25 protein-coding genes are annotated in these 24,551 nt (G+C 41.9%); 7 read left to right on the top strand and 18 right to left on the bottom strand.

The annotated features are described in order from the left end of the window. Nucleotides 1-29: 29 nt before the first annotated feature. Together modB and modA are read right to left on the bottom strand one after the other, a co-directional pair. Nucleotides 30-701: a molybdate ABC transporter permease subunit gene (gene modB, locus AC1DLM_RS00770; RefSeq protein WP_441987604.1), complete on the bottom strand. Its 672-nt coding sequence runs from the start codon at nt 699-701 to the stop codon at nt 30-32. 2 nt (nt 702-703) lie between these two features. Continuing rightward, nucleotides 704-1,555 carry a molybdate ABC transporter substrate-binding protein gene (gene modA / locus AC1DLM_RS00765; protein ID WP_441987603.1) on the bottom strand — a complete coding sequence of 284 codons (852 nt, stop codon included), beginning with the start codon at nt 1,553-1,555 and terminating at the stop codon, nt 704-706. A 208-nt stretch (nt 1,556-1,763) separates the two neighbouring features. Between modA and AC1DLM_RS00760 the strand changes: the two genes are divergently transcribed. Then, nucleotides 1,764-2,717 carry a substrate-binding domain-containing protein gene (locus AC1DLM_RS00760; RefSeq protein ID WP_441987602.1) on the top strand — a complete coding sequence of 318 codons (954 nt, stop codon included), beginning with the start codon at nt 1,764-1,766 and terminating at the stop codon, nt 2,715-2,717. A gap of 90 nt (nt 2,718-2,807) precedes the next feature. On the opposite strand, the gene AC1DLM_RS00755 is transcribed toward AC1DLM_RS00760, so the two are convergent. The 5 genes from AC1DLM_RS00755 to AC1DLM_RS00735 form a co-directional block, all read right to left on the bottom strand. After that, the gene (locus AC1DLM_RS00755) at nt 2,808-3,584 is read right to left on the bottom strand and encodes a polysaccharide deacetylase family protein (RefSeq protein WP_441987601.1); all 777 of its coding nucleotides are present in this window, start codon (nt 3,582-3,584) and stop codon (nt 2,808-2,810) included. Between the two features lie 21 nt (nt 3,585-3,605). Further along, the gene (locus tag AC1DLM_RS00750) at nt 3,606-4,724 is read right to left on the bottom strand and encodes an MGDG synthase family glycosyltransferase (RefSeq protein WP_441987600.1); all 1,119 of its coding nucleotides are present in this window, start codon (nt 4,722-4,724) and stop codon (nt 3,606-3,608) included. A 94-nt stretch (nt 4,725-4,818) separates the two neighbouring features. Next, a complete protein-coding gene (locus AC1DLM_RS00745) occupies nt 4,819-6,243 on the bottom strand; it encodes a HAMP domain-containing sensor histidine kinase (RefSeq protein ID WP_477568765.1) in 1,425 nt (474 codons plus the stop codon). Further along, a complete protein-coding gene (locus AC1DLM_RS00740; protein ID WP_441987598.1) occupies nt 6,240-6,914 on the bottom strand; it encodes a response regulator transcription factor in 675 nt (224 codons plus the stop codon). Before AC1DLM_RS00740 ends, AC1DLM_RS00745 begins: the two co-directional genes overlap by 4 nt. 104 nt (nt 6,915-7,018) lie before the next feature. After that, the gene (locus tag AC1DLM_RS00735) at nt 7,019-7,816 is read right to left on the bottom strand and encodes a COG4705 family protein (RefSeq protein WP_477568764.1); all 798 of its coding nucleotides are present in this window, start codon (nt 7,814-7,816) and stop codon (nt 7,019-7,021) included. A 115-nt stretch (nt 7,817-7,931) separates the two neighbouring features. On the opposite strand from AC1DLM_RS00735, the gene AC1DLM_RS00730 reads away from it, so the two are divergent. Further along, on the top strand, nt 7,932-8,597 hold the full coding sequence (locus AC1DLM_RS00730; RefSeq protein WP_477568763.1) for a phosphatase PAP2 family protein: 666 nt from the start codon (nt 7,932-7,934) through the stop codon (nt 8,595-8,597). Nucleotides 8,598-8,677: 80 nt separating this feature from the next. Here the strand turns inward: AC1DLM_RS00730 and AC1DLM_RS00725 are convergent, their stop codons facing one another. Both AC1DLM_RS00725 and AC1DLM_RS00720 read right to left on the bottom strand, forming a co-directional pair. Then, complete coding sequence (locus AC1DLM_RS00725) at nt 8,678-9,625, bottom strand: ABC transporter permease (RefSeq protein WP_171628577.1); 948 nt, start codon at nt 9,623-9,625, stop codon at nt 8,678-8,680. Continuing rightward, nucleotides 9,618-10,538, bottom strand: coding sequence for an ABC transporter ATP-binding protein (locus AC1DLM_RS00720; RefSeq protein WP_477568762.1), 921 nt, complete (start codon nt 10,536-10,538; stop codon nt 9,618-9,620). The genes AC1DLM_RS00725 and AC1DLM_RS00720 overlap by 8 nt, the downstream gene beginning before the upstream one ends. Before the next feature lie 166 nt (nt 10,539-10,704). Between AC1DLM_RS00720 and AC1DLM_RS00715 the strand changes: the two genes are divergently transcribed. Continuing rightward, nucleotides 10,705-11,403, top strand: a complete 699-nt coding sequence (locus AC1DLM_RS00715) for a response regulator transcription factor (RefSeq protein ID WP_477568761.1) — start codon at nt 10,705-10,707, stop codon at nt 11,401-11,403. Between the two features lie 3 nt (nt 11,404-11,406). Continuing rightward, on the top strand, nt 11,407-12,750 hold the full coding sequence (locus AC1DLM_RS00710; protein ID WP_477568760.1) for a sensor histidine kinase: 1,344 nt from the start codon (nt 11,407-11,409) through the stop codon (nt 12,748-12,750). A gap of 9 nt (nt 12,751-12,759) precedes the next feature. Here AC1DLM_RS00710 and AC1DLM_RS00705 read toward each other — a convergent pair whose 3' ends face one another. Then, nucleotides 12,760-13,833, bottom strand: coding sequence for a YheC/YheD family endospore coat-associated protein (locus AC1DLM_RS00705; RefSeq protein ID WP_477568759.1), 1,074 nt, complete (start codon nt 13,831-13,833; stop codon nt 12,760-12,762). A 317-nt stretch (nt 13,834-14,150) separates the two neighbouring features. Between AC1DLM_RS00705 and AC1DLM_RS00700 the strand changes: the two genes are divergently transcribed. Beyond that, complete coding sequence (locus AC1DLM_RS00700; protein ID WP_441987591.1) at nt 14,151-14,669, top strand: C40 family peptidase; 519 nt, start codon at nt 14,151-14,153, stop codon at nt 14,667-14,669. 131 nt (nt 14,670-14,800) lie between these two features. Here the strand turns inward: AC1DLM_RS00700 and AC1DLM_RS00695 are convergent, their stop codons facing one another. The 5 genes from AC1DLM_RS00695 to AC1DLM_RS00675 form a co-directional block, all read right to left on the bottom strand. Beyond that, the gene (locus AC1DLM_RS00695; protein ID WP_477568758.1) at nt 14,801-15,487 is read right to left on the bottom strand and encodes a response regulator transcription factor; all 687 of its coding nucleotides are present in this window, start codon (nt 15,485-15,487) and stop codon (nt 14,801-14,803) included. Beyond that, nucleotides 15,484-16,962 carry a sensor histidine kinase gene (locus AC1DLM_RS00690; protein ID WP_477568757.1) on the bottom strand — a complete coding sequence of 493 codons (1,479 nt, stop codon included), beginning with the start codon at nt 16,960-16,962 and terminating at the stop codon, nt 15,484-15,486. The genes AC1DLM_RS00695 and AC1DLM_RS00690 overlap by 4 nt, the downstream gene beginning before the upstream one ends. Nucleotides 16,963-16,978: 16 nt before the next feature. Then, on the bottom strand, nt 16,979-17,725 hold the full coding sequence (locus tag AC1DLM_RS00685) for an ABC transporter permease (RefSeq protein WP_441987588.1): 747 nt from the start codon (nt 17,723-17,725) through the stop codon (nt 16,979-16,981). After that, on the bottom strand, nt 17,718-18,461 hold the full coding sequence (locus tag AC1DLM_RS00680; protein ID WP_441987587.1) for an ABC transporter ATP-binding protein: 744 nt from the start codon (nt 18,459-18,461) through the stop codon (nt 17,718-17,720). The genes AC1DLM_RS00685 and AC1DLM_RS00680 overlap by 8 nt, the downstream gene beginning before the upstream one ends. Nucleotides 18,462-18,540: 79 nt before the next feature. Then, complete coding sequence (locus tag AC1DLM_RS00675) at nt 18,541-19,464, bottom strand: hypothetical protein (RefSeq protein ID WP_441987586.1); 924 nt, start codon at nt 19,462-19,464, stop codon at nt 18,541-18,543. A gap of 220 nt (nt 19,465-19,684) precedes the next feature. On the opposite strand from AC1DLM_RS00675, the gene AC1DLM_RS00670 reads away from it, so the two are divergent. Continuing rightward, complete coding sequence (locus AC1DLM_RS00670) at nt 19,685-20,446, top strand: YheC/YheD family protein (protein ID WP_477568756.1); 762 nt, start codon at nt 19,685-19,687, stop codon at nt 20,444-20,446. A 94-nt stretch (nt 20,447-20,540) separates the two neighbouring features. On the opposite strand, the gene AC1DLM_RS00665 is transcribed toward AC1DLM_RS00670, so the two are convergent. Beyond that, nucleotides 20,541-21,308 (bottom strand): YheC/YheD family protein, encoded by a 768-nt coding sequence (locus AC1DLM_RS00665; RefSeq protein ID WP_477568755.1) that lies wholly within the window; start codon nt 21,306-21,308, stop codon nt 20,541-20,543. A 417-nt stretch (nt 21,309-21,725) separates the two neighbouring features. Further along, complete coding sequence (locus tag AC1DLM_RS00660; protein WP_477568754.1) at nt 21,726-23,036, bottom strand: bifunctional DedA family/phosphatase PAP2 family protein; 1,311 nt, start codon at nt 23,034-23,036, stop codon at nt 21,726-21,728. A 52-nt stretch (nt 23,037-23,088) separates the two neighbouring features. Here AC1DLM_RS00660 and AC1DLM_RS00655 point away from each other — a divergent pair, with 52 nt between their 5' ends. Further along, on the top strand, nt 23,089-23,346 hold the full coding sequence (locus AC1DLM_RS00655) for a YheC/YheD family protein (protein ID WP_441987836.1): 258 nt from the start codon (nt 23,089-23,091) through the stop codon (nt 23,344-23,346). 539 nt (nt 23,347-23,885) lie between these two features. Here AC1DLM_RS00655 and AC1DLM_RS00650 read toward each other — a convergent pair. Further along, on the bottom strand, nt 23,886-24,551 hold the full coding sequence (locus AC1DLM_RS00650; RefSeq protein WP_441987582.1) for a PspA/IM30 family protein: 666 nt from the start codon (nt 24,549-24,551) through the stop codon (nt 23,886-23,888).

Genomic DNA, 24,551 nt, shown 5'->3' with positions numbered 1-24,551 from the left:
AACACAGAGCCGAGGCAAATCCAACTTTATTAACTCCTAGCCCTGTGGTTTGCGATAAACATGAGTCCGAATGAGATGAATATGATAGTTGCTGCCCAGCACCAGGCAAGAGTTTGATTACCAGATTCAACAGCGATATAGATGGCGGTAGGCAAAGTTTGGGTTTTGTGAGGGATGTTGCCCGCAATCATAAGTGTGGCACCGAATTCTCCCAGGCCTCTAGCAAATCCAAGAATGTAAGCTGCCGTGACAGAACGCCACGCCAAAGGCAAGGTTATGTAGCGTAGAACTTGCCACTCATTTGCACCGATGGATCTCCCCGAGTCCTCCAAATCTTTGCTGACTAGTGAAAACCCTGTTTTCATCGTTTGATAAACTAATGGAAAAGCCACCACGATCGATGCGATCACAGCAGCCCCCCATGTAAAGATAATAGACTGATCGAAAAATCTCTCCATTAGGTATCCAATCCAACTCTTTTTGCCCAATAGGACTAATAAGATAAAGCCTACAACTGTCGGAGGGAGCACTAGTGGCAGAAGAATGGCCGTTTCAAGCAACGTTTTCCCACGAAACTTACGCCGCGACATTCCCCAAGCTGCTATTCCCCCTATGAACAGAACGAAGATGCTGGATACAACGGATACCTTTAACGAAAGTAGGATCGGTGAAACAAATTCTGTCCAATTCATCTGTTCCATCCTCATTTAGGAATAGAAAATCCGTATTTGATGAATACATCTTGTGCTTCTTTCGTTTGGAGATAACCATAAAAGTCAGCCGTTTCTTTGCTGTGTTTTGTTGCTTTTACAATACCAGCAGGGTATTCAATCGGTGTGTACGATTTTGGATCAACACTGAATGCTACTTTGACACTTTTGGAAGTCATCGCATCCGTTTTATAAACAAAACCTGCTTCCGCATTCCCAGACTCTACATAGGTAAGTACTTGGCGTACATCTTTGCCCTGTACGATTTTGGCTTGAAGCGTGTCCCACAGTTTCGCGTTAGTCAAAGCCTCTTTAGCGTAGCTGCCAGCCGGAACGGTCTGAGGTTCTCCTACTGCCAAATGTTTGATATTTTCATGGGTTAAGTCTTCTGCTTTTTGAATGGCTACTTTACCATCTGCTGGAACTACGACGACTAGTTCATTGATTAACAAGTTTTTTTGTTGTGTTGGTTCGATCAATTGCTTGTCGATTAGGGTCTTCATATTTTTGGTTGCTGCCGAGAAATATAAGTCCGCAGGTGCCCCTTGTTCGATTTGCTGTTGCAGCGCCCCTGAAGCTCCAAAGTTAAAGTTGAGTTTAATTTGTTTGTTTTTGGTCTCATAGTTGGTTTGAATTTCTTTAAATGCATCCGTTAAGCTTGCAGCTGCCGATATAGTCAGCTCTACTTTCTCGGTCGGCACTGGTGTTGCTGTAGGTGCCACAGTTGCCTGTGTTGGTGTTGTACTTACTGCGGGTTGTTCCTTTTGACTGGAGCAACCTGTGATGATCATGGTTGCGACAACAAAACAATATAAAACATAACTAAACCTTCTTAAACTTAACATTATGTCCCCTCCAAGGTTAAATTTATATCTATTTGATTATAAATAGAATTATATAATTACTCATAATTATATAAAACCAGAATTAATTAGTAAACAACAGGATTGAAATACCCTATTTATCAGCTTATGATAGATGATGGTGGTTCCGTACGGATGCAGGAGTAAATCTACGCTACTTTTATAGAAGACAAGCTTATGGAGGTTTACAATGACAGCTGACATGTCCTATACAACGGAAGAAATTTCTAAACTTTTGAAAATATCCAAACTAACCGTTTATGATTTAATAAAAAAAGGCGATCTACCCGCTTACCGTGTTGGCAAGCAGATGCGCGTGGATGCATCGGATCTTGAAGCCTATAAAACACGTGCAAAAGATGGTATGGTTTCTACGATTAAAAGTGAGTATGTCGAACCCGTTACTCATCCTTCTTTCCAAGCCGTTTCATCTTCCAGTCGCTCTCTTGTGATAACTGGACAAGATGTTAGCTTGGACATTTTAGCCAAACATATCGAAAAAAACATATCTCATTACAGACCACTTCGTTCGTATGTTGGTAGTATGGACAGTCTAATCTCCATGTACAAGGGCGAATCCGATATTGTCAGCACGCATCTGCTGGATGGAGACACTGGTGAGTATAACCTTCCTTTTATCCGAAAATTACTGATTGGTTCTTCGTACATTGTTGTGAATCTCTTGTCACGATCGGCCGGTCTATACGTTCAACCGGGAAATCCTAAACAATTACATGGTTGGGCTGATCTTAAAAAGCCTGGGCTTCGATTGGTTAATCGCGAAAAAGGCTCTGGTGCACGTGTTCTGCTAGATGAACAACTCCGACTTCATGGAATTCCACAACAACAGCTACATGGTTATGAGCAGGAGGAATCTAATCACTTAGGCGTGGCTGGTAAAGTTGCTACAGGTGAAGCTGATTTCGGTGTGGGGATAGAGAAAGCAGCCTCTATGGTTAATGGCGTTGAATTCATTCCGCTTATTCAAGAGCGTTATGATCTTGTCATGCTAAAAAAACCACAAAATCTTGCATGGATTGAACGTGTCAAGCAAATCTTGCAATCGGAATCCTTCCATAAAGAGCTGCGTCCTATCCAAGGCTATGATTTATCGCAGACAGGACGCATTTTATTCGAGACTTAACTTAGCTTCTAAAAAAACTAAAAACGGCAGTCTATGGCCTTTACTAGGTCTAGTCTGCCGTTATTTTATTTTCGTATGTTGTAGGGATATTCAAGCTTTTAGACTAGATAGATCTATTGGGTGAATCGTCGTTTGATCATCCAACTGCATTCTTTGATCAATTCGCATAAAAGGAATACCTTGATTTCTGCATTCTTCTACGAATTCCTTCAATGCTTCCAACATGTACATCGGTGCATATGGATTCGCCCCTAATGTCTGTCCACTATCGTGCAGCACGATGATGTCGTTATTTTGCAGCCTCGCAAACAGCTTTTTCTTGATCCTATCTGTTCCCCCGCTGCATCGCCAGTCGCCAACCATTAAGGACCATAATACGAGTCGAAATTGTTTCATGTGCAGAAAATCAAATATGTTAATAATCCCCCACGGCGGTCGATAGTAGATTGGTTTGATTCCCAATATGTTGTCGATCACGTTTACGGTATCTTGCAATTGCTTTCTTACCTTTTTCGGGGTCAGTACAGCATTGGTCCAATGCCTATAATTATGAATGCCTATCAAATGCCCTTCTGCATGCATCCTTCTGATGATTTCCGGATACTTCGCTGCTTTAGCACCAAGTATAAAAAAAGTCGCTTGAATACCATGTAATTTTAATATATCTAAAAGTTGAGGTGTGAATGCCGGATCTGGCCCATCATCAAACGTCAGCGCAATCCCAGTCACTCCCTTCCCTTTACGATAAGCGCTAAAACCACCTAATCGAACAATGGCTGTCGGTATAATTGTATAGACTAGAAGTCCGATAAGTATCGTCCATATGATATGCGATCCATAATGGCTGTTGTGTACATGTATCCTCATCTGGGCCCTCCTACGTAACTTCTAGATCGACAATGGGATCGCTTCCCTAGCCAATCTATGTGTAATATCACTGACGATATGAGCAGCTGCTTGACTTCGTTGCATGTCTGCCATACGTTTTCTTACCTCTTCATATAGGCTTGGACGTCGGAATAAATAATCCATATTCGAGACTAATTCCTCTAGGCTATTCGAAATCGAGGCCATTCCCCGACTCGAGAGGTATAAAGCATTCTCTTTTTCCTGTCCTGCATGCGGCTTATAAATGAAAAGTGGCAAGCGAAGGACAATGGCCTCGGTGATTGTCAATCCTCCCGCTTTCGTTATGATACAGGCAGCTTGTGACATCCATTCGTGCACGTTGTCGACATATCCTAATATGCGAATACGAGGGTTCGTTGCAAATATTTCAAGTAGTCTTTGACGTAACTTCTCATTGTGACCACAAATGACAACCAAACGAAATTGAGCAAACATGGCTAAGGCGCTAATCATGTCCTCCATATAGCCATTTACGCTGTTATCGGTTGCCATGATGAGAATGAGATTTCCTTTGCGACTTCGAGCTATTGAACTTTCCATAGCAAATTCTTGACGAATTGGAATGCCACTTACCTCTACGCGTTCCTTATTAACGCCATGAAAAACAATCTGCTGCTTTAATTCCTCTGTAGCCACATAGTATTTATCGACACTCGGATGCAGCCAACTCGCATGCAAAGCATAATCCGTAAGTACGGTGAAGTTCTGAATCCCCATGGAGCTGCACACTTCAGGAGCCGCCCCAAAGGGGAATGTATTAACGACCACATCAGGTTGCTCTTCCTGAATGAGCTCTTTTAATTTCTTTTGACCTAAATAGGTCATCGATTTCTGAAAGAGCGCGGTCTGCTTCGTTTCACGAGTTAAGTAATAGCACCAGCCATAATAATCAAGACCAAAGCGTGAGCTTCTAACACTGGTGTTAATCAATGTAGTCGTAATTAAATTGATGAACGGATGCCCCTCTTTCATGAGGTTAACGATTTTTACATGCTCTATTCCTTGCTCTATGAATTGCTGATACAAGGCCTTGGAAGCCTGTAGATGACCATTCCCGTAGCTAGCCGTAAGAATTAATACACGAGGATTAGCGTTCATGCAAATGGAAACCACCTTTCATCATCAACATTTCAGGAGAAACTCCTTATTGCGTCTAAACTTTACTTGATGAACATGAGAGGAAAATGAGAAACTAAGCATCCACTATCTGGTGGAGAGGGAAAGTCAGTTGTACACGTGTTCCTTCACCTTCCACACTCGATATCGCCAGGCTTCCCTGATAATTGAGAACGAGTTGCTTTGCTATCGCGAGACCAAGTCCCGTGCCGGCAATCTCACGATTTCTCGCTTTATCGACCCTGTAGAAACGATCAAATACGAATGGTAAATCAGCCTCCGGAATCCCAATGCCATGATCTTGTACACTGATTTGCACCTCATTTTTCAGGCGGATTCCTTCAATAACAATCCGTTTCGTCAAACTCGTGTATTTGACTGCGTTATCCAGAATGATCATCAGCATTTGCTCCACATGCAACGGATTCATCAGTAGCATAACGTTTCTAATGGTTTCCGTGTTCGCAATAAATTCGAATTCAGCATGCATGACTTCAAAGCGTTTCAACGTCTCCTGAATGAGCGGCTCCAATTGGATTGGCGTGATGCTATCGCTTATTAAGTTGGCTTCTACTTTCGTTAAGGTTAGCAGCTCTTGTACCAACTTTTTCAACCGCCTAACTTCTTGAAGTGAAGCCTCCAAGGATTCATCAAGAACAGCAGGGTCTGATTTCCCCCATCGATTCAATAGAGACAAATGGCCTTCCACGATCGTAATCGGTGTTCTTAGCTCATGTGAGGCATCTTCTACAAATTGTTTTTGCTGAAGAAAAGAAAACTCAAGTTGATTCATCAATTCATTAAATAGCTTGGCTAAGCTAGATAACTCGTCACCATTTTGAATATCGGTAACACGTTCGKAAAGTCCTTTCTCTTTGACGCTGCGAATCGTTGACGCCAGTGCTCGTATCGGCCGCATAAACTGCCTAGAAATCGCTAAACCACTGATCACGCTGATAAACACCGCCAAAATACCACCGATCAACATTACCCATAACAAGGTGTCACTGAAGTGATCGAAAGTTTCCAAGTTACTCGCCAGCTCTATGGTTCCAACGAAACTCCCCGCGACTAACGGACTGCGGTATATGAGAATATGATCTTCTTTGTGCGTCGTCGTGTCGTAAAGCTCTGGAATAACCACTGACTTGGGTACAACCCAGTTCGTTACAAAATGATTCGCAACGGCTACTAGCGGCTTACCCTCTTTGTCGAGGATACGCACCAATTGGTTTTTCCCCGACATTTTCTCGATATAAAGTTGGCTGTCCGCAATGGGAAAGTCGCTAGTTGCAGCTAATTTATCCTGGAAATAGTCTTGGAGCTGTACCATATTGACTTGGATTTTATCTTCCTCTTGTTTCATCATCCACTGTTTCAGTACTAAATATTGCGCAAAATTATAGGAGGCAAATAGCAGAAAGATCAGCAAAGCAGCTCCCAGCATGAGCTTCCATTTGATAGGAAGACTTTGAATTAACCTCGTTAAGCGTCCTCTCATCGCATCACATATCCTATTCCCCGAACAGTTTGAATACAGCTATTTTCGCCATCTAGATCTAATTTGTTGCGTAAGTATCTCACATACACATCAACCACATTCGTTTCCACCAGGGAATCAAATCCCCATACTTGGTCCAGCAGCATATCTCGCGTAAGAACTAGATGATGATTCTTCATAAACATGACTAATAAATCAAACTCCCGCTTCGTCAGTTCAACGAGCTGCTTATCTTTATAAACCAACCTCGCATCCAAATCCACCATTATATGTTGAAAAGTAAGCTGTGCATGCTGCACATTTCCCTCAAGCTCCATGCGGCGAAAGATAGCCCTGATACGTGCTAACAACTCTTCAATGGCAAAAGGCTTCGGAATATAATCATCCGCACCGCTGTCTAAACCAGAAACACGATCCTCAATACTATCTCTCGCTGTAAGCATGAGGATTGGGGTCTTTTGGGCAGCGCGGATTCGACGACAGACCTCAATTCCGTTCATTTGAGGCAGCATGATATCTAGAAGTATCAGATCCCAATCTTCTTGAAGGGCAAGTTCTAAGCCCGTTTTCCCATCGTAAGCAGCTTTCACCATGAAAGCTTCGTGTTCGAGTTCCAATTGGATGAATCGGACAAGATTTTTTTCATCTTCTATTAATAAAATGCGCTTCATTAGCGGCATCTCCCTTCACGTACTATTCTCCTTACTATAAGTGAAGTATATGAGAAAACAATGAAAATACAAAACCTGCCAATCGGCAGGTGGTTAGATTGATTTTATGCAACTTTGATATCTGCATGTGTATCTTGTGACTGTGCAGGAGAACCTCCACGGAACACAACGAGGATAACAATAAAGATGGTTAATACCAAACTAACCGCACCGCTGCCAAACCCCATTCCTCCATTACTTTGCGAGGCCGATAACCAGTCAGCAAACGAAGCACCCACCGGGCGCGTCAAGATATACGCGAACCAAAATGCGAAAATTTCTTTCATCCCAAACATGAAATACCCCACAACTGGAATGATAAGCATACCTGTAAATAGCAGCCCGGACGTGAAGTATCCCAAGTGCATGCTCGTCGCGGTCATATCTCCTGCAGAAGTACCAAGAGCAAATGTCGTTAGAACAGTTAGCCAATAGAAAATCTCACGGCGACGTGTGAAAATACTATGCACCGATAACGTTTTTTCCTTGTAAAACCAAGTGATGAGTATAGCAGCTAGCGCCGCTATAAAGAAGATGGTCGAAACGATATAGGGAATGCCCAGTCCTACTCGCACAACGTCCGCGGCCATTGTGCCAAAGATGCTAACCATGATGACGACTAGCCAGTAAACCCCTGGCACATATTTGCGCACTTTGAACTGTAAGATCATAGCTGCTACGAATATAAGAACACTAAGCGGAGCTGAAATCAGCGGATTTAGATGCTCAAATAGGTAGTCAGAAGCGACTTCTCCCATGCCGGTTGTCAGCAATTTGGTGATCCAAAAGTAGAGTGTAATTTCAGGAACCTTGGCAGCCAATTGTTTAATGTGATTAATTGTAGGTGATGTAGAATTACTCATTATTGATCTCTCCTTACCCTTGAAGTTCCGAAATATTATGTGGCGACATATTAACGTCTTGAATTTGCTATACTATCCTTATCTTACTTATCAGAGAATTGGAGCTTACTTGGCAATGAACTCAAAATTAAAAGTCACTATTTTCCTTATTCTAAGCATTATTTCTGTTCTTTGCTTTGCCGTGGTGGCTTCCCTGTTAAAAGGGCAGTCGATTGCACAATTCGACAGCAGCGTGATCTCTTCGATTCAAGGCCTGGAAAGACCCTGGCTGACTTCCGTCATGAAAATTTTTACGTTCATCGGTTCTACGCCAGTGGTTGTCGTCATTTCAATAGTCTGCCTATTCCTCTTCTTCAAATTCCTGCATCACAGACAAGAGTTAGTTCTATTTCTAATCCTTGTGGCGGGGACGGCCATCTTAAATTTGATTTTGAAAATGATTTTTCAAAGAGAGCGCCCTTCTCTTCACAGGCTCATTCAAGAAACGGGATACAGCTTTCCCAGCGGTCATTCCATGGAAGCTTTTGCGCTGTATGCTGCACTTGCTTTTCTACTGTGGCGACATGTCCCTACAAGACGAGGCCGAACGATCGTCATTTTGATCAGTATTCTCATGATACTTATGATTGGTATTAGCCGAATTTATCTCGGCGTCCATTATCCGAGTGACGTTGTTGGCGCTTATTTTGCCAGCGGCTTCTGGTTTACCTTCAGTATTTGGATCTTCCAGTGGTATATGGAAAATCGCGCTAAAAGAGTTCGTACATCAACCGCCAAATAATATAATGACTTCGCTTGGAATTGGAATACAGGCACTTTCTAGAAGCATGCCAATGAAAATACCAAAATCCCATAGCTTCGTTATGCAGTTACATCTTTTTTCCTAAATACAAGCCATGAGCAAACATTGAAAATAATAAAGTAGCCGATAATAACTTTGACCGAGAAAGCGAGTGTCATTCCTGCTATATTGGGAGCACCATTCAAATATTGTGTTAGATCCGTATTTTCAAATAAGTAATATTTCGCCCAGTTATATTGGCTCAAGAATCCAACGATGCTCGTCCCCGCAAACATAATACCGATAGAAAGCGCGATAGCGATCGAACTGCTGCGTGAAATCGTAGAAATCATAAAGGCCAACGTGACAACCAACACCATTTGAATACATTGATATAAATAGGTACTAATGGCATGTTTCACAATGCTGGTTTCATGAGCAATCGTATCGCTTGATGCGTAGACATACGGAGCACTTATATCTTTAAATCCATGCAAGAGGCCTGACACTAAGAAGGCTGTAGCGAACAAAATAACAAATAACAAAATCGAGAAAGTAAATGCAGATATATATTTGGACAGAAGAATTTTGGAGCGAGATGAGGGCCGTATAAGTAGAAGTTTGATCGTACCATCGGTGAATTCTCCTGCTACACTATCGGCTGCAATAATAACCGTCATCAAGGTGACCACAATCATAAGACTTGAAGCATTAAGCATGTTCCCCCAAAGTGTTTCTTCCGTAGGCGGAATATTATGATCAATATGATACTGATTCACATTGATACGCGAAGTAACACGTGTTTTCCATTCAGGTCCTCTGTTCATATTAGTTAATTGCACAGTATCATTTTGAATCTGTTGCTGCATATTGACTTTCCAGTTCGCATCAGCCACTTGGGTAGGCTTCACACTGTATTGTTGGGCAATCAAGAAGCATACCGTCGTGAGTACGAGACCAATGATTAATAACCACGTACGCAAACGTTGGTATATCTTCATATTTTCATTTAAGAGCAGATTAACCAATGGACTCACCGCCTGTCATTTTCAAAAATTTATCTTCCAACGTAGGGGAGTTCTTTTTAATCCCATAGAGCTTGATACCAGCTTTCATTAAACGTTCAGCCACCAAGGCAATTTGCTCTCTTTCTAGCCAGCAGACTAATCCGTCCTCCGCTTTCTTGGCCTGTGCCTCTGGGAAATCAGTAAGTGATTGTACAGCTGCATCTAAGTTGTCTACTTCGAAAGTTACCGAGCTGAGGAGTCCCTCATTCATTAAATCTTTTATGGACTGCACCTCAACTAATTTGCCATTTTGGATTATCGCTACACGATCACACATAAGCTCCATTTCGGAAAGTAAGTGGCTAGACACAAGAACAGAAATTCCTTCTTCTCGTGTTAAGGTGTACAAGTAATCCCTTAACTCTCTAATCCCCGCGGGATCCAGGCCATTGGTTGGTTCGTCTAGAATGAGCAGGGATGGTTTATGCAAAAGCGCTTGTGCAACACCTAACCGTTGTCTCATACCTAACGAATAGGTTCTAACTTTATCTTGGATGCGATTTTCTAAGCCAACCAATCGAATGACTTCTTCGATTCGTTCCTTGGTCACACCGGGCACCATTCGGGCAAAATGGATCAAATTCTTATATCCGCTTAAATACTTGTACATTTCAGGGTTTTCAACGATCGCCCCTACTTTGAGGATCGCGTTATTAAAATTCCTTGTAATGCTATCCCCATCAATGAGAATATCCCCATCCGTGATGCTCATTAGGCCAACCATCATCCGAATGGTCGTTGTCTTTCCAGCCCCATTTGGCCCCAGAAACCCAAATATTTCGCCTCTAGGCACATTAATATTTAATTTATCGATGATCGTTTTATTCCCGATTCGCTTCGTCAAATTTAAGATTTGAAGAATAGGTTTTGCCATGACAACAAGCCTCCCTTTTCATACTCACACGCAGTTCTACTGCCCTTACTATAAAGATGAATCATGAGAATCTTATGAGAAAAAGAAAACGAACCTACCACCTTTCCGAAGCATAAAATGCATGGTCAATGCGTTTATAGCGATAGGTAGAAAAGAGTGGTATCCCATGACATGCAAAATACTCGTCATCGAAGATGAAGAGCGAATAGCAAGGCTTCTACAGTTAGAACTCCTACATGCCGGATATTCAGTTGAGGTTGCCAATGAGGGGTCTGATGGTTTAAAGAAATCATTGCATGACGATTGGAGTCTTATTCTTCTTGATATTATGTTACCTGGCATGAATGGTTTTGAATTCATTACTTCCTTCCGTAAAGTGAATACAGAAACACCTATCATTATACTAACTGCTTGCGGTACGCCTGCCGATATTGTGAATGGCCTTGATCTTGGCGGGCAGGACTATGTAACTAAACCCTTCCACATGGAGGAGCTATTAGCGCGTATTCGTGCTTGCATACGCCATCATAAACGGCCGCGTGAACCTTATAAAGACTATAATAAAAGTGATGCATACAGGTATTCGCTTCAAGGAACCAACGTGAACCTTAGGACACGAGAAGTATTAGTAAACGGCGTTAAGATCGATTWAACACCCAAAGAGTTCGAGCTTCTTATCTATTTGATCGAGCATCCGAATGAAGTTCTCAGCCGGGAGCAAATCATGAATGATGTGTGGGGATATGCTTTTCTGGGGAATTCCAATCTGGTGGATGTCTATATCCGTTATGTCCGCAAAAAACTGCATACTTCTTTCCCACCGATCCGAACCATTCGCGGCGTTGGTTATATTTTGGATATGTAACCTATGAAAATAAAAACAAAAGCCGCTCTGCTGTCCTTCATTTGGTTAATCGGAATCTTATTACCCCTCATATTTGTTATTTACTATTTTTACGCACAGTTCGAAAAAGACGAGGAAACCGAACTCTTACAACATGCCGCAAATGAAATCTTCAAAAACATATCTTCTATAGACTTGCTATTCGAGGAGAATAACCTGCTTCTGAATTCCTATCTCCCGAATCACACAATGATTCGCGCCATAGACAAGACATCTGTGATAAAAAACCAAGCTTCAAACCGTTTTGAATTATTGGCTATACCTCCTCAACACGCGGATATCCAAGAGGCTTATTTAGATACGTATCACCAAGAAAAAGTCATGATTGTTCGAGAACCTATTCGCAATGGAACAGAGATTATCGGAACCTTGGAGATCATTTCAACGCCAACTGAGTTAGAGCAAAGCTTATATCGCTTAATTCTAATCATTGGTTATGTTGCATTAGGCGCGATACTTCTATCACTTTCAGGAAGCTTCTTATTGTCTAGACTGCTTTTCTTACCCCTTTCTCGCATGATAAAAATTATGAAAGAGATTGAATCCAGTCTGGAGTTTAGAAAATTGCCCTTAAATCCCAAGTCAAATGATGAGCTTTACCAACTGTCAGAGACATTTAATCATATGATGGAACGAATTGAGACTAGCATGCGGAAACAGCGGCAGTTTATTTCCGATGTCTCTCATGAATTTAAGACCTCGCTTACGATTATTGAAGGCTATACCTCCCTTATTCAGAGATGGGGCTTTGAAAATATGGAGCTTCATCGAGAAGCTCTTGAGGCTGTGCATGCAGAGAGCAACCGAATGAAGCATGTTACGTATCAACTGCTCGAATTAGCCGAATTGGAACATGAATCGAAGCTCATCTATTGTAACTTTGATCTCATCTCACTTTATACAGAGACTATTCAGCTTCTGCAGCCACTCTCAAGTAAGAAGATCCTGCTTTTCCCGGCTGATAAAAGTCTATTCATAGAAGCGGATCGTTTACAGATCAAACAAGTACTGCTAATTACCTTGGATAATGCTTTGAAATATGCGAATCAACGTATAGACATATACCTCGAACATCAGGAATCACATGTCTGTATCCGAATTGTCGATGATGGCATCGGTATTCCTTCCGAAGTTTTACCTTTCATTTTCGACCGATTTTATCGTGTAGACCGATCTAGGAGCCGGCAAACAGGTGGATCTGGCTTAGGCCTAGCCATAGCCAAATCGATCATAACCTTGCATGGTGGGACCATCCAATTGAATAGCGAACGGAATTGCGGAACTGAAGTTATCATTTCCCTCCCATGAAGAAACCCTCTACGAGTTAGAGGGTTTTTGATTCTTTTGATTCAATACATACTTCGCATATTTCATTGGCGTTTCATAGGTCCGATAAAAGGTTGATCTCATCTTTGCCTTTTGGAAGGAATAGCGCTGATCTCGCCCGTTGATTTCTATTAATTTAATAGCGCCTTGCCGATCTACTCCGATATCTAGACCGACGTCCGCCAATTGAGGCAATTTCCCGCTCAAATAAGTCATAATCTGCAGTGATGCTTCACGGATAGCAGCCTTCATCTGTTCGGGCTCAAACCCGCTCGCTCGGAACAACTCCTCGACCTTTTTTACCTTTCCACCTTTGGCCACATTCGTTACATGTCGTCCTGTCGCAGCAATCCTGCCAATCATTCCGATGAGTTGCCAACTCCCCGTGCTGCCGCGTTGTACAGTTACGCGCAAATCATAGGGTCTTCCCTCGTAGGTTGCTACAGGAATGGCTTCTTGAATCATATATCTCATCTTCCCCACATACCTCGTGATCGTAGAGACAGCTTTTTTACTAGATAGCAACTTGGGTGACCCTTTTTTCCAGTAAAACAGCCATTTCCCGCTCTTATGCTTTTTAAGTTTCATAATCCCTTCGCCCACACTGCTATTCGTAGGCTTGATATATAAAGAGGAATAATTCTTCATTGCCGATTGCAGCTGAGCTTGTGTAAATGGCATTGATACAGGCAAATAAGCTCGTAACATTGGATTCTGATAGATCAGTTTATAAATCCTATACTTGTCATATCGATTTTGTCGATTGAATACAAAGCTGGCTTGCGATAATTGCTTGAGCTTCCCATTCTCCTTGGACGAAAAAGTAATGACGCGGTTATGTGTTACTTCAGGAATAGGACGGCGTTCCAGCTTGTATGTCTTTTTACGATAAATAAACCCAGATGCTGATCTACTCCCTAAATGATCTAACGACATGTAAAAGAGTCTTAAGCCAAGCTGCTTTGCCGCTTTATTATAGAGAGCAAGCCGCTCATTCCCCGTTCTTCTGCTTGGGATTCCTTTGAATGTTTGCCGATCTACTAAGATACCAACCGTATCAAGCATAGGTGCACCACCATTCAGATATGAACTATGGTACAGTATATGACCCTGCGATTTCAGCCATCACGGTAGCTACCTACGAAGTTAGATTAGAATGTTATCATAAACGGGATACATGAACTAGGTTTGTGGGCCTTTTTTGTGATGTCAATGATTTTATGCTCAGTAAACTCTCATCGTTTTCTAATAAACCTTTCTCTAGCCCTGTGAGCCCTCTATTACAGCGCTAGTTAGAAATCCTTAGGAGGTTATAAGTGTGTTAAGGTTATCCCAGGCCAAGTGAACGCCTAATACACGATCCTTAAGGAGGATATCCAATCATGAATACTATGAAAACGAATCGCCTGAGAAAGTCGCTATTAGGAATTACACTTAGTGTTTCCTTATTTGCTTCTATGACTGTCATGGCTGTCCCACATGCAGCTCACGCAGCTACATCTAATACGGTATCTACGGCATCAACTTCCGCCTCTACCAAGGCTAACAGCATCATTAGCTTGGGTAAAAGATACCTTGGTGTACCTTATAAGTTCGGCTCTCAGAAAGGAACTACACGTACATTTGACTGTTCTTCCTTTACGCAATATGTCTATGGTCAGTATGGAATTACGTTGCCACGTTCTTCTAAAGAGCAGTCACAAGTAGGTACTTATGTACCGAGAAATCAACTACAACCAGGAGATCTAGTCTTCTTCTATTCCCCAATTCATCACGTCGGTATTTATATCGGGAATGGCAAGGTTATGCATACGTACGGCAGCCCGGGTGTAACGATTACGGATATGAACGCTGGTTGGTGGAGCACGCATTACAAGACGGCTCGCCGCGTAATTAAATAACGATAACCTAAATAACAAGACCTCCTTCACTTCATTAGTGAGGGAGGTCTCTATGCCATACATCATAGTAGATTCTTCGCTTCATGATCTCTACACTTTCCGGGAATGATAAGAATATGCTCTAAGATACACTAAACGCGAAAACGATAGCCAGCTCCCCATACGGTTTCTATATACTGCGAGTTGGACGGTTCGATTTCAATCTTCTCTCTTATTTTGCGAATATGGACCGTCACGGTTTGGGAATCCCCCACGGCATCCATGCCCCAGATACGTTCAAAAAGGTGATCCTTACTAAACACCCGATTCGGATTCATCGCAAGGAAATACAGCAAGTCGAATTCCTTGGTCGTTAGATTGATTTCTTGCTCGTGAACGAATACGCGGCGCGATCCGTTATCAATGAGCAGTCCATGAATGCGGATCTCATCCTTATATTCCTTCGTCCCTATTAAACGATCGTATCTTGATAAATGCGCTTTGACCCTAGCGACCAACTCTACAGGCTTAAATGGCTTGGTAATATAGTCATCCGCACCTAGTCCAAGACCACGAATCATATCGATATCTTCTTTTTTGGCGGTAACCATCAGGATAGGAATTTGATGCTTTTCACGGATTTGCTTACAGACTTCGAACCCGTTAGTCAGTGGCAGCATCACGTCAAGTATGATGAGGTCATACTCCCCGGTTAGCCCCAGCTGCAGGCCTCTCTCCCCATCCRTCGCGATATCGACCTTGTAGCCACTCACTTCTAAATAATCCTTCTCGAGTTGCGCAATAAGTTCCTCATCTTCGACAATTAGAATTTGTTTCATGCTGATCCACCATCTTTGAGCCTTCTAAGCGGCAATTTTATGGAAATACAAGTTCCTTCATCCTTCACACTGCGCGCCCCAATAGTTCCTCCATGGCCTTCAATCATTTGCTTCGAAATCGCGAGCCCAAGTCCGCTTCCACCTTGTTGACTGTTACGAGACGGGTCTGCCCGATAGAACCGATCAAAAATATGAGGCAATGCTTCAGCGTCAACGCCAATTCCGTTATCCGTGATTTCAATCATGACGTATTCCCCTGTTATTTTCGCATGCAAAGTAATGTATTTCTCCGATTTGTTCAAATATTTCAACGAATTATCCAAAATATTAGCGAAAACGCGTTTAATTTTATCCCGATCCAGTGAGACCAGAACCTGTTCCTGCAGAGTGATTTCCGACTTATAATGAACGCCTTTTTTACCAAGTTCAAAATCCAATTCATCTGACCAGTCCAATAAAAATGAGGCGAAATCTACGATTTCAAAGTTAAAAGGTACACGCTTCAAATCCAATTTGGAATATAAAAATAATTCATCAATTAAATGATCCATCTCTTCCGCTTTGGCCGAAATAATTTCAATATATTTCTGCTTTTTATCTGGTGTATCCGCAATCCCGTCGCCTAAACCATCCACATAGCCCCTAATGGCCGTAAGTGGTGTACGAATGTCATGCGAGAYGTTAGAAATCAGCTCTTTCCTATTTTCTTCATATTGAATCTGGGTTTGGATCGATTCCTTCAATTGTTTCCGCATTTGTTCAAAAGCAATGCTTAGTTGCCCGATTTCATCTTTATTCGTGATGTGTACTTGAAAATCAAGATCTCCAGCTTGAATCCGTTTCATGGCATTTTTTAGCTTACGAAGCGGCTGGACAATACTTCTTGAGACATAAATCGTTAGAAGCGTATGAGTGAGAATCAGAATAATAAACAACATTAGAAATAGGATCGGAAAAAACTTTTGGGTAAAGTTAACGAGAGGGCTAACTGTGGTGATAATAAACATACTGCTGGGCTGCTGCCCATTATCCAGAAAATCAAATGAATTGACTTCCAACAATTCCTTGCCATAACGCTTAGCATCTTCATGCTCCGGACGACCCGGGTGCTTAAATTCAGGCAATTGCAAGAGAATATCCGAGCTTTTTAAAGTCGGGGATACATAGATCAGCGTATTGCCCTTGCGAACAATTAAGTTTGCCTGATTGGTTTGAAGATCTTGATCAAGTTCTGCCAAGTAGCTCAAATCTGTCAGGATATTCGGATTTTTCTCCGAAGTTCGCTTCAATTCTTTAAACGTATGCTCCACATTCTGATCCTCAAAGAGTCCGACCCCTGTTCGCAGTTGATCACGAATGCCCTGGAAATCACCGCGGAAAACAAGAACGAGTAATGCAGCCGTAATGATCATCATCACGAGTGGAACGAGCAGCATGGCCGCATAGGATAGCAATAATCTCAGCCGAATGGACATGTTTGGTTTCCCCGCATTAGACTTCTTTTTTATCGAATTTATAGTAACCTATTGCCAAAAATAATAACCAACTAGAGAGTAAGAACAAAAGTGAGGTCACTAATCGACCTGATGGAACGGTCTGACTTAACCATAACACATGCCAGTCTGTATAGGAAAATGGTGAGAAAGCAGATACAGAGCTTAATAGGAATGGCGCTATTTTCGCTGCCGCGTACAAGACGATGGAGAAGACCATAAAGCTGCTTGCGCTTTTAAAAAACTGTGCTACAAAAATAAATACGGCTGACAAGGCAAACATCGAAACGAACGCTGCTAGATAAGCAATGAAGATGTGGAAGGTATCTGTGAAACCAGCTGATGTCCCCGTAAACAGGTTGCAAATGAAGGTCACGATGCCAAGAATAATCAGTATGCCTGCTATACCTGAGCCTAGCGCAGCGATTTTCGTGCCATAGACTTGATAGCGTGAATTCGGGCGAAGTAAGGCAAGTTTTAATGTTTTAGCCGCGATTTCATTCGGGAACAAATCGCCTACCATGGTGAAAATAAACAGCGGAATCCACAAGCTTGTATAAATGCTCAGCATTTGTATCGGGAAAGTCTGGCTCACGGCAATAAGCCCTAGAATAGGCTGTAAGGCATGGAGCGAAAGGGCAAGCAAGATCGGCAGTAAAGCTGAAAGAACGACAAACAGCACAATTTTCTTTCGATAGAACATTAAGTAAAGTTCGTTTAAGTAACCAGCGCGCCAACTATGCACAATCGAGCCCCTCCTTTTCCTCCGACAACTGCAGTTCATCAATATAGAATTGTTCTAAGGATTGATTGCTTTGCAATAAGTCAGACACGTACCCTTCTTTTTTCAACTGTCCTTCTACGACAATCCCAACGCGATTACACAACTGCTCCAACTCATGAATCATATGGCTCGAAATGAGAAATGACGTCCCCTTCTCAGAGGAAAGTTGATTAATTAACTTACGGAACATTACCGTGCCTTCAATATCCAAACCATTGGTTGGTTCATCCAAAATGACTAACTTCGGCTCTGGAAGAATGGCTGCGGCAAGTGCTAACTTCTGCTTCATGCCCGTTGAGAAGCCTTTAATTTTCTCTTTGCGAACCTTGAACAGGCCAACTCTTTCCAACACTTCTTCCATGCGAGCGCGTGTGACTTTGGGGTAGAAGCGTGCAACAAGCTCTAAATATTGCCAGGCACTTAGGAATTCATGGAAATCAGCAGATTCAATCATACTGCCAACTTGCTGCATCCCTTGTGCGAAATTATCGGCAAGATTGGTATTAAACATAGAAATCGTCCCTTGATCAGGGCGAATAAGTCCCGTAATTAGCTTAAGAAACGTCGTTTTACCAGCGCCATTGGGCCCAAGTAAACCATAAACATCCCCTTCATGCAACTGGAGATTCATATCTCGAATTCCGCGATCATTCTGATATACCTTACTTAAATGGGATGTCTCTAAAATCGTATTCATCAGGCTTCCCCTTTCTTTATGAGATAAGCAGATAGGCTAGAATCCTAACCTATCTGCTTGATGACATGACTAATTGCGATTAATCGTTCGCGTCATGCTCTTTTCCATGTCTATCATGCTTCACCGTTTGCATGGTTTTGCCCGTAAGATCAATTGTATCCGGTGTTGTATTGTTGTAATCGGATAGATCTGCTTGCAAATGAAGCGTAACTTGATGTGCAACACCGCTATCATCTTTACCAGAAACCGTTAGATCCGCTTCTTGATGGGAGATATAATTCGCAGCATTAACGGTTGCTTTAATGGATACACTTTCAAGTTTAATATCTTGTGTCAACTGCGGCGCAGCATTTTTCAAGAAATCTTCATTGAAAGGTAATTCGTTCGCATCCGTGCCATTCGCTTCTTTTTCGCCATCGTGTTCATCCTTGGTTGCTTCTTTCAAAGCGATTGGTGCTAGGGCATTAACAACCGTAGGGATTTGAGCATTCGTCAGTTGAACCGAGATATCCTTGGATCCATCAGCTTTCGTGTCAACAGTTACAAAATCCTTCAAATTCCCAACAAGTGCATCAATCACGGTTTCAACTTGTTGAGGAATCTCCGTTTCGTTCACAGATTTCTCCTGTTTGTGTCGCTTCTCCATTTCTTGATTTACGAAGTACACATCGCTTGCATCAGTCTTAAGTACGGTTTGATTACTTTGCTTATAGAAGCTGAGCGACTGGTCTGTCCCATTGGCTGTCACTTTTGCAGTACCGCTTGCCGTTTCTGAATCCAAGCTAAGCTTGAAATTGCCGCTTGCATTTGCAAGCACTTTGCCATTGTCTTGCAAGGAAGCTGCCGCTTGAACCGCTACGTTTTGGATCGTTTTCGTATTCTTAAGTGCTGACTTATAAGCGTCATAACCCGATGTACTTGCTAATGCACTAAATCCCGTTGTTACCATGACAATAGAGCTAATGCCAACAGCGCTGCCTAACAAAATCCACTTCTTTTTCATGTTATCCTCCTAATAGTTGGTATGATGGGCTTACACCTAAAGGATAGACAAGAGAAATGAAGTGCTTATGAACCGTTTCTTAAATCTTTCTTAACTCTGAGGTTTGCTAGCCAAAAAAAATAATTTCCTTTTAGACTCCACTCCAAGTCACTCCACTTTATTTGAATATGATAATGGGTATGATCCAAGCCAATTCCCAAGTAAAGGTGCTGTGTTGACAATGAATCGTGCAAGAACAGTAGGAAGTAAATGGGTAAAAACGAAAGTTCTATTACGCCATAAAGAACTGCGCAAATTTGTTCCGGAAACAAGAACCTACAGTCAAACCAACCTGCTTCAGATGTTAATCAAACATAAGATGGTTTATGTGAAGCCCGACCATGGTACTGCTGGGAATGGCATTATTCGAGTGGTGAAAAGTGATAAATACCACTTAAAAGCCGGTAAAGTTGCTAAATCATTTGGAACGTTTCAAAGCTTATTCGCTGCTCTGAACAAAGCCAAGTTAAACCGATCTTACCTCGTTCAACAAGGCATTCATCTGCTAACCCATCACAAGCGAATATTCGATATACGTATTATGGTGCAAAAAAACCAGATGAAAACTTGGGAGACTACTGGTTATATCGGTCGAGTGGCGCATCCCAAAAAAATAGTGACGAACTTTCATAATAGCGGGAAACCGTTACCCTTAGAATTGCTGCTTAGTTCCTATGTAAATGGACAGAAGAAAAAGGATTATATCCATAGCCTGCGAAATTTAGGATATCGAATTGCTAAGCACTATCAGACGAGTTATCCGAGATTCAAAGAGATTGGTATCGACATTGGCATCGATAAAAAATTGAAACCATGGGTACTAGAAGTTAATACATCACCGGATCCCTTTATTTTCAACCAACTACAGGATAAAAGGATGTTCTTCAAAGCTCTGCATTACGCGCGAGCAAACGGTCGGTTCTTACGTCTGCGACGGAAGTAAACCCAAAAACTCCAATCCATCTTAAACATGGGATTGGAGTTTTTTTGCTTTGGAGGAGAATCGAAGCTAGCAAACCACCTCTTTAGCTCCCCTTTCACTTTCTACTAATCTTTCCAGCTCGGAGAGCTTTCAAATAAGTATTTCTTACGCTTTTAATTTTTCGATACATCGTTTTATCTTTGAGTTTGTTAAACAACTCATGAGATGGATAGTCAAAATTGACTTCAATGATCCATAGTTTGTGATGTTGATCAATACCAAAATCGATGCCAATTTGAGAAGAATATTTGTATTTATTAAATCGATTACATATACGATGGCTTAAACGAATTAGTTCATGAATAATTCTTTGTTTCTGAATAGGGGATAAACGAAGTGATATGTCTAACGCATTCCCAATCGAAGTTGCATATCCCCCTCCCCTATTTACGTTCGTAATCACACTAGATCGCCCAGCAACTTTGGCTAACATTCCTGCATACTGCCACTGATTCTGTGCGTTTCGCATCATCATGACTCTGATATCAAAAGGTCTCGTATTGAGTATTGCTAAATCAATCGTTCTCTGGATGATATATAGGCCTGTGGATGTTTGCTTTTGTATGGCGTTATACGTGGACTCAAGGTTCCTAAAGGATCGGACATCCCMTTTTACTTTAACAAACCTAAACTCTTTTTTCGTAGACCAAACTTTTATTATACCTTTGCCCATGTGAGACATATTCGGTTTTATGAAAACGGATTGATACCGTCTCATTAAACGATAAAAAGAACCCCGATTCAATACCGATGTCGGCGGTAAGTAAGCTCGGATCTGCGGATCCTTTGAATAAAATAAGTGCAAACCTAACTTACCAGGCATGCTATCCTCTCCCCTATCTCAATCTCCACTTTTAAATCTCAATTACTTCTTTATATTCTTAAAGGAAGGGGTTTGAACCCTGGAAAAACACAAAAAAGAAGATGGTCGTTATAAACGTCCATCTTCCAGCTTCATTTCGTATAGTCAATGTCTGCGTATTCTTTAGATTAAGACAAATCTAAGAATTTGACGAAGAAAAAGAAATCTAAACACGATAAAACCTCTTTCATTCATGAATTTAATTCTTATTCTGTTTAACCCTTTTGCCACGACGCGCGCATTAAAAACGGTGATTGTTCCATTGGCGTTTCTATAAACTATGCCATAAAACTGGTTAACAAAAAGCATCATATATCAACTCCTTTCAAATGAGTTAATATATCTTATTCTTTTGATTCATAGATGTGAGGGCGAGTTTCATAGATTACTATGGTTAAATTCTCTAATTATATTTCTGCGCAGCATACGAAGAGTCTCCAGAAGGATCACGTTCAAGCTGAGCCATATACCACCAAATACATAACCCGCGACAACATCACTTGGATACTGGACATAAAAGAAGATACGACTGATCCCGACTAGCAAACATAGCGTAATTACTACCAAGGTCACTGTTATGCGAATGTTTAGATTCCMTTTATGTCTGACTAGTAAGTAAGCTGCGAAGCCGCATACCGTCAAGGAAATTAAGGTTTGCTCACTAGGAAATGTATAGGGAAATTCATGACTACCTGTGGAAGGTCCAACATGCTGAAATAACACACGCAATCCCTCATCCAGCGCTTCTCCTCCCATAATAACGAAGGCAAAACACATCAATTCAAGCATGCGATCCTTGCCCTTCCATACTATCAAAATTATGGTTAKCCCAATTAATGGCGTGAACACATAATAAGATCCCAGCAGAGCAAATCGATTCATCCAGTCCCCCCAGCTTGGGTCAAACGCCTCATGAATAATAAAGCTAACGACTTCATCAAAAAGCCTGAATTCATTCTCTAAGTACTCCTGAATCATGCCAATCATGAGGGATAGGCAGGCAGCAAACACTGTAAAAGCAGCAATGACAATAAACTTTACTTTCCCCATCGAATGAAAATGAGATATCCCCTTCTGAAGGCTGCTTGTCAGCAGTTCAATAAATCGAATCTTATTTCTCCGATAGACATATACGAGCAGAAAAATGAGGGCCGCAATAATCCCTACATAAATCAGGTATCGATTAAGCGTATGGTGGTATTGCTCCCACTGTGGACCTAATACCTTGCCGAGCGATATAAATACTGTCACCCAGATGAAAGCTCCAGTATAGGTATAGCAAGCATAAATCCGGAAAGGGATCCGCGTGATCCCAGCAAAGTATCCAGTAAAATGCCGAACGCCAGGAATAAAGCAGGCTACAATCAACAATTTATTGCCATACTTTTGAAACCAATTAGATATTTGGGAAAGCCTGTCAGGTCCAACATGAAAGCGAGCGCCGTATTTATTAAAAAATGGTGTGCCTAAATGAAACCCAATCCAGTAGGATAGCGTCACCCCGGTGGATACACCAGCACCAGCTGTCAATATGGCAACGATCCAATCTAGCTTCCCCTGAAAGATAAGTAGGCCTGCATAGCTCATCAAGACTTGACCGGGAAACGGCAAAGCCAGCATTTCAAGTAATAGGGCAAAAAAGAGCACCCAATAGCCATATTGCTCTAACCAATTTGTTAAAAATCCCAAATGAACCGCTCCTTCCCCTTGTATTCTGAACGTATTCCATGCAAAATAACCCATCTTAAAAGAAAATAAAGCGATCGAGCTATCCAATCTTCCTACTCTGAAAACTTCTGAACTGCTTAGGAAGTTAGATCAAGTTGCCTTACATGGCGCGGCTAAACTAGGTCCTTCCTATCGATGGGTAAATACGTTTGGCTTCGATATGGCTCTCGATACGAAAGGACGCGTTTGGATCATTGAAGTCAACCTAGCCCCACGCTTGAACTCAAGACATGAAATGTGTATGCGGTGGTACCTTACTGGTCCATTATGACTTAGAATTTGTTGCCAAAACAATGACCAAAGAAGCTCCGCCGAGCCTTCAGGCGATGAGGAAATACCTTGCGAGCCTAAGGTTTGACCAGCTTCAGCAATTTGTTGCTTGGATAAAGCGATCGCTGTGCCGCCGCTTTGTTCCACAATGGACAGAATGAGGTTCTTGGGCAGGCTTATTGGCCCTTTGTGATGCGGCTGGCTGCGTCTCTCCGATTCCGTAGTCCTTTTTAATACTTCGCATGCCATGAAATATGCAGCTGGCGGTGTGTCAGATTCATTACCTATCATCAAAAACTATGAGGAGTATCTCCGTTTGCGCAATGCATAGATGAACCTTTTTGAAGCAGGATGCGTGCATGAAAGCAAGTTAACCCATTAAAAAAATATCCATAGGCTGATCACTTTTCAAAGTGTCCAGCCTATGGATATCTACCAAACTCACGCCCAATTTGAGATACGTCTTCGCTTGCCTTTTAGCAGCCAACTTATTCCTACGAAATTAATCATAGTCTTATTAATTCCTGAATCTTTACATAGTTAATCTTCTGTTTGCAGCTTTAATTCCTCCAAAGCTTTTTCAATATTGTCTTTGAGGCCTGGATCCAAATATTGCGGTGCGGACCGGTTGACAGGCGATTGAAACCGCTGCATAGCTTCCAATTCTGCTTCAATCAACATGACTTTCTCTTCTGCGCGTGCAAAGCCTTTAGATACATTCTCGGTTTGGAAGGAAACGACGGTTTGAGACATCTCCTTCAAGGAGCTAGCCACATTTGCTCGTGACGCTAACAATAAACGACGATGGTTGAATTCTTCAGATTGAACAAGCAATTGAGCGATTCTTTCCTCAAGCACCTTCGTCTGCTCTTGGATCGTTGCATATTGTGATTGGTAAGTGGCCAGTTTTTTCTCTTGCAGCAGCTTCTCCTGAATGGCCAGCTTTGCAATGTGCTCTTCGCCTTGTTTTACAGCAAGCCTAGATTGGCGGTCTCTTTTTTCAATTTGATTTTCGGTCTCAGCGATTAGCGCGGCTTGTCTTCTTTCTATGAACAACTGATTCGCTAATGCTTTTTGTCCTTTCGCAAGTTCTAGATCGAATTCGCGCATATATTGATTCACCATATTGAGAGGTTGTTCACACTTATCTAACAGTCCGTTCGTCTCCGCTAAAAACAACTCTTTCACTCTTCTTAAGATACCCAT

It is taken from the genome of Paenibacillus sp. 01T442 (assembly GCF_056398345.1).
Note: the sequence above shows the minus strand (reverse complement) of the source record. Positions and strands in the feature narration are given on the sequence as shown.